Annotated in this window: 15 protein-coding genes; 1 reads left to right on the top strand and 14 read right to left on the bottom strand. The window is 39.1% G+C overall.

Annotation, left to right across the window (positions count from 1 at the left end; translation table 11 throughout):
* Window positions 1-58 precede the first annotated feature (58 nt).
* The 6 genes from K0R93_RS15465 to K0R93_RS15440 all read right to left on the bottom strand — a co-directional run bounded on the left by K0R93_RS15465 (window position 59) and on the right by K0R93_RS15440 (window position 5,125).
* Complete coding sequence (locus tag K0R93_RS15465) at window positions 59-802, bottom strand: amino acid ABC transporter ATP-binding protein (protein ID WP_300303069.1); 744 nt, start codon at window positions 800-802, stop codon at window positions 59-61.
* Window positions 803-815: 13 nt separating this feature from the next.
* A complete protein-coding gene (locus tag K0R93_RS15460) occupies window positions 816-1,496 on the bottom strand; it encodes an amino acid ABC transporter permease (protein ID WP_300303067.1) in 681 nt (226 codons plus the stop codon).
* Between the two features lie 14 nt (window positions 1,497-1,510).
* The gene (locus K0R93_RS15455) at window positions 1,511-2,341 is read right to left on the bottom strand and encodes an amino acid ABC transporter substrate-binding protein (protein ID WP_300303065.1); all 831 of its coding nucleotides are present in this window, start codon (window positions 2,339-2,341) and stop codon (window positions 1,511-1,513) included.
* A gap of 493 nt (window positions 2,342-2,834) precedes the next feature.
* Window positions 2,835-3,908: an XdhC family protein gene (locus K0R93_RS15450; RefSeq protein ID WP_300303063.1), complete on the bottom strand. Its 1,074-nt coding sequence runs from the start codon at window positions 3,906-3,908 to the stop codon at window positions 2,835-2,837.
* Window positions 3,909-4,067: 159 nt separating this feature from the next.
* Window positions 4,068-4,610 carry a glutathione peroxidase gene (locus K0R93_RS15445; protein WP_300303061.1) on the bottom strand — a complete coding sequence of 181 codons (543 nt, stop codon included), beginning with the start codon at window positions 4,608-4,610 and terminating at the stop codon, window positions 4,068-4,070.
* 32 nt (window positions 4,611-4,642) lie between these two features.
* Window positions 4,643-5,125, bottom strand: a complete 483-nt coding sequence (locus K0R93_RS15440) for a glutathione peroxidase (protein WP_300303059.1) — start codon at window positions 5,123-5,125, stop codon at window positions 4,643-4,645.
* A 236-nt stretch (window positions 5,126-5,361) separates the two neighbouring features.
* Here K0R93_RS15440 and K0R93_RS15435 point away from each other — a divergent pair, with 236 nt between their 5' ends.
* Window positions 5,362-5,823 carry a MarR family winged helix-turn-helix transcriptional regulator gene (locus tag K0R93_RS15435; RefSeq protein WP_300303056.1) on the top strand — a complete coding sequence of 154 codons (462 nt, stop codon included), beginning with the start codon at window positions 5,362-5,364 and terminating at the stop codon, window positions 5,821-5,823.
* A gap of 133 nt (window positions 5,824-5,956) precedes the next feature.
* Here the strand turns inward: K0R93_RS15435 and K0R93_RS15430 are convergent, their stop codons facing one another.
* The 8 genes from K0R93_RS15430 to K0R93_RS15395 form a co-directional block, all read right to left on the bottom strand.
* Window positions 5,957-6,271 (bottom strand): hypothetical protein, encoded by a 315-nt coding sequence (locus K0R93_RS15430; RefSeq protein ID WP_300303054.1) that lies wholly within the window; start codon window positions 6,269-6,271, stop codon window positions 5,957-5,959.
* A 43-nt stretch (window positions 6,272-6,314) separates the two neighbouring features.
* On the bottom strand, window positions 6,315-7,004 hold the full coding sequence (locus K0R93_RS15425; protein ID WP_300303052.1) for a response regulator transcription factor: 690 nt from the start codon (window positions 7,002-7,004) through the stop codon (window positions 6,315-6,317).
* Window positions 7,001-8,467 carry a sensor histidine kinase gene (locus tag K0R93_RS15420; RefSeq protein ID WP_300303050.1) on the bottom strand — a complete coding sequence of 489 codons (1,467 nt, stop codon included), beginning with the start codon at window positions 8,465-8,467 and terminating at the stop codon, window positions 7,001-7,003. Before K0R93_RS15420 ends, K0R93_RS15425 begins: the two co-directional genes overlap by 4 nt.
* Before the next feature lie 229 nt (window positions 8,468-8,696).
* Window positions 8,697-10,511, bottom strand: a complete 1,815-nt coding sequence (gene ftsH, locus K0R93_RS15415) for an ATP-dependent zinc metalloprotease FtsH (protein WP_300303048.1) — start codon at window positions 10,509-10,511, stop codon at window positions 8,697-8,699.
* Window positions 10,512-10,677: 166 nt separating this feature from the next.
* A complete protein-coding gene (locus K0R93_RS15410) occupies window positions 10,678-11,184 on the bottom strand; it encodes a 3-isopropylmalate dehydratase small subunit (RefSeq protein WP_300303046.1) in 507 nt (168 codons plus the stop codon).
* A 24-nt stretch (window positions 11,185-11,208) separates the two neighbouring features.
* Window positions 11,209-12,465: a 3-isopropylmalate dehydratase large subunit gene (locus tag K0R93_RS15405; RefSeq protein WP_300303044.1), complete on the bottom strand. Its 1,257-nt coding sequence runs from the start codon at window positions 12,463-12,465 to the stop codon at window positions 11,209-11,211.
* Window positions 12,466-12,582: 117 nt separating this feature from the next.
* Window positions 12,583-13,881 (bottom strand): 2-hydroxycarboxylate transporter family protein, encoded by a 1,299-nt coding sequence (locus tag K0R93_RS15400; RefSeq protein ID WP_300303042.1) that lies wholly within the window; start codon window positions 13,879-13,881, stop codon window positions 12,583-12,585.
* Between the two features lie 105 nt (window positions 13,882-13,986).
* Complete coding sequence (locus K0R93_RS15395; protein ID WP_300303040.1) at window positions 13,987-15,159, bottom strand: NAD(P)-dependent malic enzyme; 1,173 nt, start codon at window positions 15,157-15,159, stop codon at window positions 13,987-13,989.
* Window positions 15,160-15,237: the final 78 nt, after the last annotated feature.

Genomic DNA, 15,237 nt, shown 5'->3' with positions numbered 1-15,237 from the left:
TATTCAAAATAGGACTGATTCTCAAAATTGAGAATCAGCCCTATTTAATTTTTATCCATTAATCATCCAACATACTTAAGAAAAGCTTTGTTCGTTCATGTCTCGGATTTTTAAACACTTGTGTTGGAGAACCTTTTTCTAATAGGATCCCTCCATCTACAAATATAGCCTGATGGGCTACATCTTGGGCAAAACTCATCTTGTGGGTTACAACAACCATGGTCATTCCTTCATGGGCTAAATCCTTCATAACTTTCAAAACCTCCGCTGCCAATTCTGGATCTAAAGCAGAAGTAGGCTCATCAAACAGCAAGACTGCAGGTTCCATGGCCATTGCCCGAGCGATCGCCACTCTTTGCTGCTGTCCCCCTGACAATTGGTAGGGATAGGCACTGCTTTTCTCTTTAAGTCCTACTTTTTCTAAGAGCCCCAACCCTTTTTCTCTGGCTTCTTCTTTAGAGCGTTTTAAGACTGTGACTTGCCCTTCCATGACATTGTCTAAGGTTGTCATGTGAGGGAACAAATGAAAGCCTTGGAAAACCATGCCCGTATTTTTACGCAATTCGATAATATCCCTTTGGGTCGGATCTGAACCTTCTCCAAAGGTAAGTGTTTTTTGTCCTACGTGAATTGTTCCCCTTGTAGGAATTTCAAGAAGATTGATGCAGCGTAGAAGGGTCGTCTTCCCAGAGCCTGAAGGACCGATAATAACTGTAGTCTCCCCTTTTTTCACTTCTAAGTCAATCCCCTTGAGGATTTCTGATTCACCAAAAGATTTATATAGATTCTTAATTGTAATCATATCTTCTCTCCCATTATTTGATCACATACTTTCCTAGTCTTATCTCCAAGTAATTCTGCAATCTAGAAAGAACGGTACATATCATAAGATATATAAATGCTACTTCAATATATACCCATAAAGGTTCATAGGTTGCAGCCGTTATCCGTTGACCAATCTGGAACATTTCCGTCAATGTAATCGAAGCAGCCAGAGAAGTATCCTTCACCAAGCTGATAAAGGAATTGGCCAGGGGTGGTACAGATACCCGTGCCGCCTGTGGAAGCACAATTCGTCGAAGTACCTGTGGATAAGACATCCCTACAGAATATGCAGCTTCCCATTGGCCCCTTGGAATAGACTGAATGGCAGCGCGAATTGTTTCTGAAGCATAGGCTCCTACATTTAATGTAAACCCTATCACCGCTGCTGGCCAGGCATCTATGATGATTCCTGCCTTCGGTAGTCCATAGAAGATGATAAACAGCTGCACCATCAGAGGCGTTCCACGAACAATCCATACATAAAATCGAGCAATAGCTTCAAGAACCTTGATTCCTGAAATCCTAGCCAAAGCAGTCAATAACGCCAGCCCTAACCCTAACACAAAAGAAACAAGGGCTAGTGGAACAGTAAAAACTAGCCCTGCTTGTAAAAGTGGTATAAAGGAATCTTTCAATATCTCAATAATTCTCACTGCTCTATCATCTAGCATATTATCACCTTTACTTATTTAGATACGTCTGTACCAAACCATTTTTCTGATATCTGTAAATACGTTCCATCTGCCTTCATCTCAGATAATGCCTTATTCACAGCGTCTACCAATTCCTCATTACCTTTATTAAACATGATACCCATCTGGGCAGCATCCTGCTGCTCTGCTACTACCTTAATCGCTAACTCAGGCTTTTGTTTCTTAAGATCTAGGAATGATAAGCTATCGTTGATCGTTGCATCAGCTCTTCCAGACGTCAATATATCTATCGCTTGGTTGAATCCATCAATCTGAACAATTTCAGCACCGTTCTCCCTTGCTATATCTGCTAAGTTACTTGTCAAGGATTGGGCTGCTTTCTTACCCTTTAAATCTGCAAAATCCTTAATTTCACCATTATCTTCATTCACAATCAGCACTGCCTTTGAAACAATATACGGATCAGAGAAATCATATTTTTCAAGACGGTCAGGGCGAATGGACACCTCATTTACAATGGCATCAAATCTTTTTGCATCTAACCCAGCAAACATTCCATCCCACTTTGTTTCAATGAATTCTGCCTTTACGCCTAAACGTTTTGCAACTTCTTCTGCAACTTCCACATCAAATCCAGTTAATTTACCTGTACTATCGTGGAAAGTAAAAGGTGCATACGTTCCCTCTGTTCCAAAACGAATCGTACCTTGTGTCTTAATAGTTTCTAATAAGTTTTCATTATTGCTTTCTGTCTTAGGTGTTTCAGTTCCATTACTTTCTGGCGCATTTGGTTTTGTTGTGCATCCAATAAGGCCTACACTTAGGATTAGCATCACTACCATCAGCAGTGTCATTTTTTTCATTTTTAATTCCTCCTATTCCTATCGGAATTGTTATATTTTATAATTGATTTTAGCATGACCTCTGTGGGAATGTCAATATCAATTTCAGTACAAAAAAACCTCCAGATTAGGAGGTTTCTATTTTCACTATATATGGGGTCTATCCTCTAAAAGCTCTTATGATTTATGGTTTTGATAGACTCTGTTAAAGCAATTTGTTGAAAATAATATCATTCTTATAAATTATTTCGAAATAGTAGGAAAATGCGACACAAGACAGAGATTAGTATTTAGGTTGAGATTGTAGGGGTAGCATAGTATGCGACCCGTAAGAATGCCATAAAATCTAGGCGGGTTGCATACTATGCTACCCCTACGTTGAAAATCATGATCTGCCACATTTATGTCGCATCCTTTTTCTATTCCGAAGTAACCAGCTATGTATCAATTTCCTTTGAAAAAATTATAAAATCAATAGAATTCTTTAACATAGCCTTCAAATAACAAAGATTTCTCAAAAAGACTCTATTAAGACTTCCATGGTTCCACCACAAACCATGCCTTCTTCTTCAGCCACATTTCCTGTCATATCAACATGTACAATTGTATATCCTTTGGATAGCATAATATCCCTTGCTAATGTTATCACACTGGCTTCACTGCATCCTCCGCCGATACTTCCCATTACCCTGCCATCTTGCCAGACAATCATTTTGGCACCAGCTTTTCTCGGAACAGAGCCTTTAGAAGAAATGATCGTAGCCAATGCTCTGGGGATTTCTGCTTCTTTAGACATATCTTTAATGACTTCACTATCAAATTCCGGCCAGTTAAATTTTGCATTTACTTCATTATCCCAGGTGTTGTCTCTAATTCTTCTAAACTTAATAACTTGAGCGATGATAGACACCGCTATTTCTTCGGGAGTAACTGCACCTATATCTAAACCAATGGGCGCATTGATGCTGTCGAGTTGATCTTTAGAATAGTCTTCATTCAGCAGCTCACCCTTCATACCTTGTACCCTGCGTTTTGAACCGATCATGCCTATATATGCTGGTGTATACCCTAGTATATTCCGCAAACAAACGCCATCATGGCGATGGCCCCTTGTTACAATCACAAAAAAATCAGATTTTCTTGGTTTGATCAGTTCGAAGCACCGATCAAAGCTTTCACATATGATTTCACTGGCTTCAGGAAACCTATGTACATTTGCGAAGGAAGGTCGATCGTCCACAACAGTAACATCAAATCCAGCTTTCACACCAATTTCACACAAAGGCTTAGCAATATGTCCCCCACCCAGAATTACTAAACGAGGTTTAGGAAAGTAGGGCTCAATCAAAACAGTTTCCTTTTGAACATTTGACAAAATCAGATTGCCTGATGTAAAAGCATGAAGTATCTCAGCACTAAGTTCCTGATTGTTTGAAAAAAAATCATCTGCTAGGTTATCTTTCGTAACCAGCAGCTTGTTTAGAATATCTCCAGCTTTGTGCTCTTTTGGTTTCATGAAAGTCAATAAAACTGCTTCTTTTCCAAGTATCAATTCACCCAATAGGCTTCCATAAGCATTCTCGAACATCTCCAAGCATCCCCCTACATATAAATAAAAGCCAACGATATCATTCTCTATCATGTCGGCTTTTATTTCAATTTCACTCGTTGATACCCTTATTATATAATAAACATCTATCGTGTTTCTAGTAGACATTTTGGGATACTTTATTTAGTAATTATAACATTATAAGATTTTTTTGATTTCATCCTCCATGTCCAGGGGGTCTACCGTAGGTTCAAATCTCTTCACGATCTCACCATCTCTGTTAACGAGAAATTTAGTAAAGTTCCACTTCACTGAGTCTCCTACCAAGTCAGCAGGGAACTTTTCGCTGAGCATTGCATAAAGTATCTTCCCTATAGCATGTTGTTTGTCAAAGCCTTCAAATGGGGCTTTGCTTATTAGGTATTTAAACAATGGATGGGCCTCTGGTCCTTTCACATCAATCTTATCAAATATTGGGAAAGTCACCCCATAATTGATCTCACAGAATTCCTTTATCTCACTGTTGTTTCCAGGTTCCTGCTCAGCAAACTGATTGCATGGGAAGCCTAATATTTCTAGACCCTGTGCCTTATACTTATTATAAATTTTTTGGAGATCCTTATATTGTGGTGTAAATCCGCATTTACTCGCTGTGTTTACGACGATTAAAACCTTTCCCTTAAAATCACTTAATGAAACTTTCTCACCATCTATTGTTCCTGTAAAATCATAAATAGCCATTCGTAAATCCTCCTTATCAAATTATGGTTTGTTTAAATCTTATCTATGCGTTCAACAATCTTCTGTTCAAGCTTTAGGGGTGATGTTGTAGGTGCATATCGATCCACCACATTGCCTTTAGCATCAATAAGAAACTTCGTAAAATTCCATTTAATATCTCCGCCGAGTATTCCTTTCTTTTGTTCGCATAGGTATTTAAATAAGGGATGTGCATGGGGACCCTTTACATCCACCTTTTCAAAAAGGGGAAAAGTTACTCCGTAGTTTAGCTCACAAAAAGTTTTGATTTCACCACCACCGCCGGGCTCTTGATTCCCAAATTGGTTGCAGGGAAATCCTAGAATTTCAAATTTCTCATTTCCAAGCTTTTGATATAAAGTCTCAAGATCCTTGTACTGCGGCGTAAATCCACATTTACTCGCTGTATTAACGATTAAAAGCACCTTTCCTTCGTACGCTCTGAGATGCATCAATTCTTCATCTATTGTCTTTACTTCGATATCATACAATGTCATCATCATGCCTCCTTTAATAAACAAATTATCTTTTACCCATAGAATAGAAAATACTTATTGCTGCATCTTACATAATTATAGAGACCTTTTTTCCTGTATATAGATCATTATAACATAATTTTAATTGTGCACAATATAATTTTGTAAAATTATTTTTAAAACCTATTAACGTACTTGCTTTTTTCATTTATAATTATGCTATAACAGTAAATAATGGAGATAGGAGATGATGCATAATGACAAACAACGATGTTCTAAAGCTTGAGAATCAACTTTGCTTTTCCATATATGCTGCTTCTAGGGCTATAACAAAGATATACCGGCCTTTTCTTGATACCCTAGGCATAACATATCCTCAATATCTTGTAATGCTCGTTCTTTGGGAACACAACACATTATCCCTCAAGGAACTGGGGAATATTCTTTATCTAGATTCGGGCACTTTAACGCCTCTTTTGAAAAGATTAGAAGGGATGCAGCTTATCAAGAGAGAACGTTCTCGGGAGGACGAAAGAGTTCTTTGCGTATCGATTACTGAAAAGGGTCTGGAAATGAAGCAGCAAGCTATTCGCATTCCAGAGTGTATTTTAGATACCATGAATGTTGATATCCCGCTGCTAGTCACCTTAAAAAAAGAAATGGATGAGCTTTTGATAAGCTTAAAAAAGGAATCTCAAGTTGAACAAGAGGAAAAATAGAAGGCTCCTAATTTTTTAGGAACCTTCAACATGCATCCTAGTTTTCTTCCATATATTCCAGTGCTGGTACTGATACTTAAATTTGCCATGATAATAGTACAAGTGGGAATCATTCGATTTACCAGCATTTTGTTTATTTGTTTTCCAGCACATACTTCTGTCTACAGTCCCAACCACAGAAATAATGGGTATTCCCATCCTCATCAACAATTTGGTACGCTTTATCCTTAGGAACGTATGCTCCACAGCATTCATCCTTCACCACTTCCACGATATTTTCCCTATGAGTTCGAATTTCTTCTGCTAAGTCCATTCTTTGCTCTAATCCATCTGCTCTATTCTCATCTTTTTTTGATGTAGTTACCCTTGCTTGTAGAATTTTTCCAAAAACCCGACTAACCACCATGTACAGCACTACAATCCACGCAAATTCAAACAATGCATTCATCTTAATCCCCCTCTATTTGATTTTTCGATGTAATCCATCATTGTTATATCTTAAGTCGATACCCTGAGCCCCATAGGGTCTCAATATATTTGGGATTTGACGGATCTCTCTCAATTTTTTCTCGAATCTTCCTAATATGCACTGCAACAGTAGCAATGTCACCGATTGAATCCCATCCCCATATTTTCTCAAAGATTTCATCCTTACTAAATACCCGTTCTGGATTTTGAGCCAGCAAACATAGTAGGTCAAATTCCTTCGTGGTTAATAATTTTTCTTCTTGATTTACAAAAACTCTTCTGGATACTCTATCGATATTCAGCTCTCCAATGACGATGTGATGTGCCTTGCTTTCATCCATTGAGGTTAATCTCTCAAACCTGGAAATATGCGCCTTTACCCTTGCAACTAACTCACTGGGACTGAAGGGCTTCGTGATATAATCATCTGCCCCCAAACCCAGTCCTCTTATTTTATCGATATCCTCCTTCTTGGCTGACACCATCAATATAGGGATATCCTTCTTTGAACGAATCTGCTTACAGATTTCAAAACCATCCTTCCCTGGAAGCATAAGGTCTAGAATTACCAAATCATAGGGATGCTCCAAGGCTTTTCTTAATCCTTCTTCTCCCTGGGTTTCTATGTCTGCTTGGAATTGATTGATTTCTAGATAATCTTTTTGTAGCTCTGCAATACTTATATCATCTTCAATAATGAGTATTTTCTTCATTTCACTTCCTCCTTTGCTGCCTTCCTTAAGGTAAAGAAGATGCTGGTACCCTGATTGATTTCACTTTCTATCCAAACTTCTCCGCCGTGCTCTTCAATGATTTTCTTGATAATAGCCAAGCCCAATCCACTGCCATAGGTATTCATATTTCTCGCCGGGTCAGCTCTGTAAAATTCATTAAAAACAGAGGCTTGTGCTTCTTTAGATATTCCTTTTCCATTATCACGAAACTCAATTAGCACTTGGTCTACCATCTCTTTTATAAGAATAGAAATCTGAACCTGATCATGTCCCGCGTATTTTATGGAATTGTCGATAATATTCATAATCACCCTTCTTAAATTATTTCCATCCCCAATTACCCTTATTTCCTTTTTCGGGTGCTCTAATGCCAATACAACATCTTTCTTTTCTAAGTCAAATTGCAGTTCTTCCACCATATCTTCTATATAGTAGACAATATCAAAATCGCGGAAATCAAAGCCATATTTCTGTAAATCCAATTTGGAAAAAAGAAATAAATCATCAATCAACTCATTCATATCTTTGGTCTTGCTATATACGGTATCAATATACTTCTTCATTTTATCCGGAGTATCGGCCACCCCATCTTTGATCCCTTCAATATATCCTTTGATGGAAGTAATAGGTGTTTTCAAATCATGGGATATATGGGTAAGCAGGATCTTACGATTCTCCTCATATTGATGTTGTACTTGTAATGATTTTTTTAGCTGGGCTCTCATTTCTTCGAAGGATGAAATAACCTCTCCAAACTCATCCTTAAAGATATTTCGAATATGATAATCATAATTGCCATCCTTGATCGCCTTTGACGCCTGCTTTAATTCCCCTAAAGGTTTCATAATACTTCGATATACCAGCATCGTCAGTATGCCATTGGCAATCAACATGATCAAAATAGAGAAAAGGATAAAAATAGATTTTAATTTGCCAAACTCATTTTTAAGAGGTACCGTATCAAATGCAAGATATACGCTGCCTTCACTTTGATCACTGAAATAAAAATCCTGCAGTCTTGTATAGGCAACACCTTTTTTTGTATTTAAAGGCTTATTTTCATCAATTTCCATACTGTTAAAGGACATAAGCTCAATCTGTTCCTTTGTACTTTCTAAAAATTCTGGCACTTGGATAATCACATCATCCTTCCGAACGATAAGTCCTGCATTTTTAATACCAATCTTCTGTTGCATTTCATTTACATGTCTTGTTTTCAGAAACATATCTGGATTCTCTAACACCTGCCGGTTCACAATCAAAGAGGCTCTTTGATTCATGTTCAACAGCTCTATAATTGGATTTCTATGTTTAATTAGCTCATTTTGTTCTTCAGAAACGAATACTTCACTCACCAATATCCCCGCAAGTAATATCAATAGGATAGGTATCATCAGCATGGCTGCATAGGATAAACTCAGCCGCTTTTTTATCGTCATCATCATTCGTACCTCTCTTTGAATTCAGCAGTTTTCTTTAATCCAAATGGTGTTGTTTCATAGGCGTTAACCTAACACAGTAATTACCAAAACTATTCTTCGACTGTCATTCTGAGCGGTAGCGAAGAATCTTGGGTTAGCAGCTCTCCCTTTAGGGTCTTAGATCCTTCGACTCCGTTTCACTTCGCTCAGGATGACAATTTATGGTTTAAGCTCACGCTTATAATATGGGTTATCTCGATAAAATCTCCATAAACTCATCTCCAGTGATGGTTTCTCTTTCGATGAGATATCTGGATAGTTCATGAAGCTTATCCAGATTATCCTTTAAGATGTTAATCGCTTTTTCATGGGCTTTCTTGATAATAGAGAGTACCTCTTCGTCAATTTTTGATGCAGTATCGGGAGAACATATTAAAGAAGCATCTCCTCCGAGATATTGGTTAGAGACGGTTTCCAATGCCATCATATCAAAATTTTTGCTCATTCCCAAGCGGGTAACCATCATCCGTGCGATCTTTGTTGCCTGCTCAATATCATTAGAAGCGCCAGAAGTATACGTTCCGAAAATCAACTCCTCTGCGGCACGACCACCTGTATAGGTTGCAATCTTATTGAATGCTTCCTCTTTTGTCATCAGGACATTTTCTCCTTCAGATATCTGCATGGTATAACCCAGTGCCCCAGATGTACGAGGAATGATGGTGATTTTGTGGACAGGTGCAGATTCTGTCTGCTTTGCTGCAACAATAGCGTGCCCAATTTCGTGGTATGCAATAATCTGCTTTTCCTTTGGTGAAACCACGGCACCCTTTCTCTGATATCCAGCAACCACAACCTCTACTGCCTCTTCTAAATCACTTTGTGTTACATACTTGCGATCACATTTTACGGCTCTAAGGGCGCCTTCGTTTATTATGTTGGCAAGCTCCGCACCCGATGCGCCTGAGCTGGCTCTTGCAATTGCATTAAGGTCAATATCTTGATCCAGCTTTACATTTTTTCCATGTACTTTTAAAATTGCTTCACGGCCCGATAAATCTGGTAATTCTACAGGGACACGACGATCAAATCTTCCCGGGCGTAGGAGTGCCTTATCAAGGGATTCGGGTCTATTGGTTGCCGCTAGAATCACCACACCTTTTTCTCCATTGAACCCATCCATCTCAGTTAATAACTGATTTAAAGTCTGCTCTCTCTCATCATTCCCACCAATTCCTCCATTGTCCCGCTTCTTACCAATGGTATCAATCTCGTCAATGAAGACAATACATGGTGCCTTTTGCTGTGCCTGTTTGAAAAGATCCCGTACCCTTGCTGCCCCCATACCTACAAACATTTCCACAAACTCAGATCCTGATATGGAAAAGAACGGTACTTTGGCTTCTCCCGCTACAGCTTTCGCTAGGAGTGTCTTCCCTGTACCTGGAGGCCCTACAAGCAGTGCACCCTTTGGCATAATCGCACCAATTTCTTTATATTTATTTGGATTGTGCAGAAAATCAACGATTTCAGTTAATGCTTCCTTCGCTTCATCCTGTCCTGCAACATCTGCAAAGGTCTTTCCAGTTTGTGCTTCAACATATACCTTGGCATTGCTCTTTCCAAAGGTCATGGCGTTGCCACCCATCCTCTTTTGCATCGAATTTGCAAGTATCTGTCCAATACCATAAAATATAACGATTGGAAAGATCCAAGTCAGTATAAAGTTCATAAGTGGTGAATTCTGTCTTGGAATAACTTTAGAGAACTGAATATTCGCCTTGTGAAGACGATTCACCAGCTCTGGATCATCCATACGACCAGTTATATATATTTTTTCTTTACCTTCTTCATCTGCAGTTATAAAGCCTATCTGATTCTCCTCTATCTCCACAACTTTCACTTTTCCACTTTCTATTTGTGTTAAAAATGTGCCATAATCAACTTGCGTGACATTCTGCTTTACCAATAATGGAAAAACAAAGGCATTTAGAAGCATTACAATCATCAGTGCCGCTATATAATAATAGTATATTGGCTTCTTAGGATTTTTTTGTTCTTTCATATCATCAGTCCCTTCTATTCTTCAATTATAAAGTACAATCCTAAACCTCCAATTAATAAATTATTAAATTTTTATAAACTTTGACCAAAAGTAAAAAATAGAAAACCTCCTCTTAGATGGGAATGGTTATCCATTTCCATCTAAGAGAAGGTTTCAGGTATACTGATTACTTTTCTGTTCCTACTCCCTTGATATGATATTGCTTGATCCCTCCATGGGAGATCATATCCAGCACAAATTCCGGAAGTTTTTCCCCCTCAATTTGGATAGCCTTTGTTGTATTGTTAATTCTACCAATTTTTAGGTCTATCTCCAGCATATCTCCCTCATCAACTTTCTCTAGGATTTCTCCACAAGTAATCAGGGGCAGACCTAGGTTGATGGCGTTTCTATAGAAGATTCTTGCAAAGGATGGAGCGATAACAGCTGCAACACCGGCAGCCTTTAACGTAATCACCGCATGTTCCCTGCTGGATCCGCAGCCAAAATTCTTATCCGCAACAATAATATCCCCCGACTTAAATCGTCCATGAAAATTTGGATCTACGCCCTCCATTGCATGTTTTGCGATATCCTCTGGCTCTACTAGTTCTAAATATCTTCCAGGATAAATCTGATCCGTATCAATGTTTTTTCCTACAACAATACCTTTCCCTTGAATGATATCTTGCATATTGTATCTCCTCTCCTTAATCCATTATATTTGTAAGTACTTTCGTGGATCTGTAATTTTCCCTGCTATGGCAATGGCTGCAGCAGTAGCTGGTGAGACAAGATAAATATCTGCTTGGGTACTGCCCATCCTGCCAGGAAAGTTTCTGCTGGATGTTGTAGCACAAACTTCTCCAGGTGCTAATAATCCTTGGTGGGTTCCAAGACAAGGTCCACAGCCTGGACTGGAAATAGTAGCCCCAGCTTTTATCAGCATTGTTATATATCCCTTTTCGATGGCCTTCTCCATCACTTCACTTGATGCTGGGATAACAATCAGTCTTGTATCTGGATGAATTTTATTTCCTTCAATAATTTTTGTAGCGATTTCGATGTCCTCTAATCTGCCCCCAGTACATGTTCCAATCAGCACTTGATCTACATAGACCTCATTTATTGTGCTGATGTCTACCCCATTGTCCACACTATGGGGTATTGCAACCTGCGGTTCGAGATTTTCTACATCAAAGACATGGATTTCTGCATAGTGATAATCCTCATCGGTCTCCAGTATCTCAAAATCCTGATCTGTTCTTTCTTTTACATAAGTTAATATCTTCTTATCGGGCTTAATATAACTTGTCTTGGCACCCATTTCTACAGCCATGTTACAAATAACCATTCTTTCTGCAATGCTCATATTCTCAACAGTATTACCTGTATATTCAATGGCTTTGTATACTGCCCCATCCGTTCCCAACTTACTTAATATGTGGAGGATTACATCCTTTGCCATCACGCCAGGTTTAAGCTTTCCGTTGATTTCTACCTTAATGACCTCAGGTGCTCTTAGCCATAGTTCTCCAGTAAGCATAATGGTTGCCAAGTCTGTAGCGCCAACCCCTGTTCCAAAGGCGCCAAAGGCTCCATGGGTCGTCGTATGGGAATCAGTAGCGATCAGAATTATTCCTGGCCACACTAGACCTGCTTCCACCATAACCTGATGACATACACCCGCATTGATATCAAATAAATATTTAATCTCTTGGGCTCTTACAAATTCGCGCATGGCTTTTTGATTGGATGCTGACTGAATGCTGGGTGCTGGCGAATAATGATCTAGTATAAACGCTATCTTATCAGGATCATGCACTTTCGTACCTTTCATTTCGTAAAAAGATCGGATAGATTGCAGATATAAATCGTTCACCTCTGCCAAGTCGACCTTGGCCTTGACAATTTCACCTTCTTTTACATAGTCTTTTCCTGATGCTCGTGCCAACATTTTGTGAAGTGCGTGCATTTTTCTTCCCCCTTTTTTTCTGTTACTCAATCTCCTATGAAACACATGTTAGCAATCTTTTAGTACCCCTACAAACGATAATAAGGAAGCAGACCATGATGTCTGCCTCCTTTTCAACTAAGAAATGAGTCTTAAAAGTGTACTTGCCAGAATTAACATGAACGCTCCACCGATACGGGAGGATATTTGAGCAAATGGCATTAATTTCATACGATCTGATGCGGATAATACAGCTACGTCCCCTGTTCCACCCATATTTGCCATACACAAACCTGCTGTGATAGAAGACTCAATCGGGTAGAAACCTACTAGCTTTCCTACAAAACCAGATCCTAAAATTGCTCCTATTACTGTAACACCTACTAATAGTACGTACTGCAGTGTGAAAGCATCGATTACCTGTTGTAGGTTTGTATAAGCTACACCAATACCTACCAATAACACGCCTGTTAGACTGCTCATTACAAATTGAAACCATTGAAAAGCTGCCATCTCATATTTCCTCGGAAGCAATCCTAATGCTTTTACTGCAGCCACTGATATAATCATTAAAGCGTAGGCGTGAATACTAGGTATAAATTTTCCAAGTATGGAACCGAAAATAAAGAATGTTACTGCCATCAGGAGCCCTATTCCCATCATCTTATAATCAATTTGAATGGGTTCTTCTTTTTCTGCTACAACATTCCCTTTACTTTGAATAACCATTAATTCGCCATTTCCAGTAAGCTCTTTTCTTACTTTTCCTACTCTATCTAGTACGCCTGCCATAACAATCGCCAATGCGTTCCCTAAAGCTACTGCAGGAACCATGATGGAAAGCATTTCCGCAGGATCTTTCTGTAAGGTAGAACCAAAGATTTTAGATAGTGGAACAGCACCTGCACCCATACCGCCACCCATAATAGGTACACCGATATAAAGAATAGCCTCCTTTGCACCATAACCGATCACTGCTCCTACTAAGCCTACTAATCCTAAGGATACAACAACCCCGCCAATGATTGCTGGAAGATACCTAACAGCCGCTTTAATAAGAAGTTCTCTGTTCATTCCTAAGATACTGCCTGTGATCAAGGCTGCAATATAAAAGTCCAGGAAACCTTCGCCTTTCATAAAATTATTCATGATTTCTACTGAACTTTCTGGAAAAACTCCATAAGTCACTAATGCAGCAGAGCCGAAGATAATAACTATCGGTCCTCCACCTAAATAATCTTTTACAATGGGTAGATGGGTGCCAATTTCATTAAAAATTGCCCCAACAACCATCATTAGTGCAAATGCCCCAATCATTCCTGTGGGTAGTACGCCTAAATAAGTTCCAGCTAATACAACGACTGCTATGATTGCGAATAACGGTAAAGATAAACCCATGATCTTGTAGCCTGGTTTTTCATTTAGTGTTGTTGTCATAATTTACCTCCTTAATTTGATGATTTATATCAAAGGCGAGAATTCCCGTATATACCAAGAACCCTCTCCACCTTTGTATATTAGAATAAGGCTTATTCTGCTTTCTTATTTTCTTGCCACGCCTGTTTTTCTAGCTGCTTCTGCCACTGCCGCCGCTACACCCTTGGCAACTCTAGGGTCAAGGGCATCTGGAATGACATAATCCTCCTTCAACTCTTCACTGGTCACAATCTCTGCTATGGCATATGCCGCTGCCAGTTTCATTTCCTCGTTAATTTCCTTGGCGCGTACGTCTAAGGCACCTCTAAATACGCCTGGAAATGCCAGTACATTATTGACTTGATTTGCATAATCGGATCGACCTGATCCTGCAATTCTTGCACCAGCCGCCAGTGCTGCATCAGGAAGAATTTCTGGTGCAGGATTGGCCATAGCAAAGACAATGGCATCCTTGTTCATACTTCTGATCATATCTGCATCTACAACATTAGCCGCAGATACCCCAATAAATATATCTGCTCCCTCCATGGCATCTCTTAATGTTCCCTTTTTACCATTTTTGTTTGTGGTGTGGGACATTTCCTCCTTGTGCCCATCGTTGCCTGGGGCACCAGGATACAGGATTCCTTGTCGATCGCATAAAAGTATATCCCCAGCATTGGCGCTTTGAAGCATTTTTACAATGGCTACACCCGCAGCCCCTGCTCCGTTCACTACAATCGTGGTATCTTCGATTTTCTTATTTACAAGTTTCAATGCATTGATGATTCCTGCAATAACAACAATCGCTGTTCCATGCTGATCATCATGGAATACAGGAATATCTAGTTCTTTCTTTAATCTTTCTTCAATCTCGAAGCATCTTGGTGCCCCAATGTCCTCTAAATTGATCCCTCCAAAAGTTGGCGCAATCATTTTTACCGTCTTAACAATCTCATCAACATCCTTTGTGGCTAAGCAAATGGGGAAAGCATCTACATTGGCGAAGTTTTTGAATAATATGCATTTCCCTTCCATTACAGGCATGCCTGCTTCTGGTCCGATATCTCCAAGTCCAAGAACAGCTGTCCCATCTGTCACAACTGCCACAAGATTTCCTTTTGACGTATATTTGAATACGTTTTCCTTATTTTCATGAATTTTTCTACAGGGTTCAGCTACCCCTGGTGTATAGGCTGTACTAAGATCATCTTTGTTGTTTAGTTGAACCTTTGATATTACTTCGATTTTTCCTACCTTTTCCTCATGTAGCTTTAAGCTCTTTTCATCGAAACTCATAAACTCATCCTTTCTCCATGACCATACTTAACAGGTCGTTTATCGTTGTATGCACTATATCTTTTTGATTAACTCAAT

Source organism: Anaerosolibacter sp., assembly GCF_029240175.1.
Classification (GTDB): Bacteria; Bacillota; Clostridia; order Peptostreptococcales; family Thermotaleaceae; genus Anaerosolibacter.
This window is presented reverse-complemented; position numbering and strand designations above follow the sequence as displayed.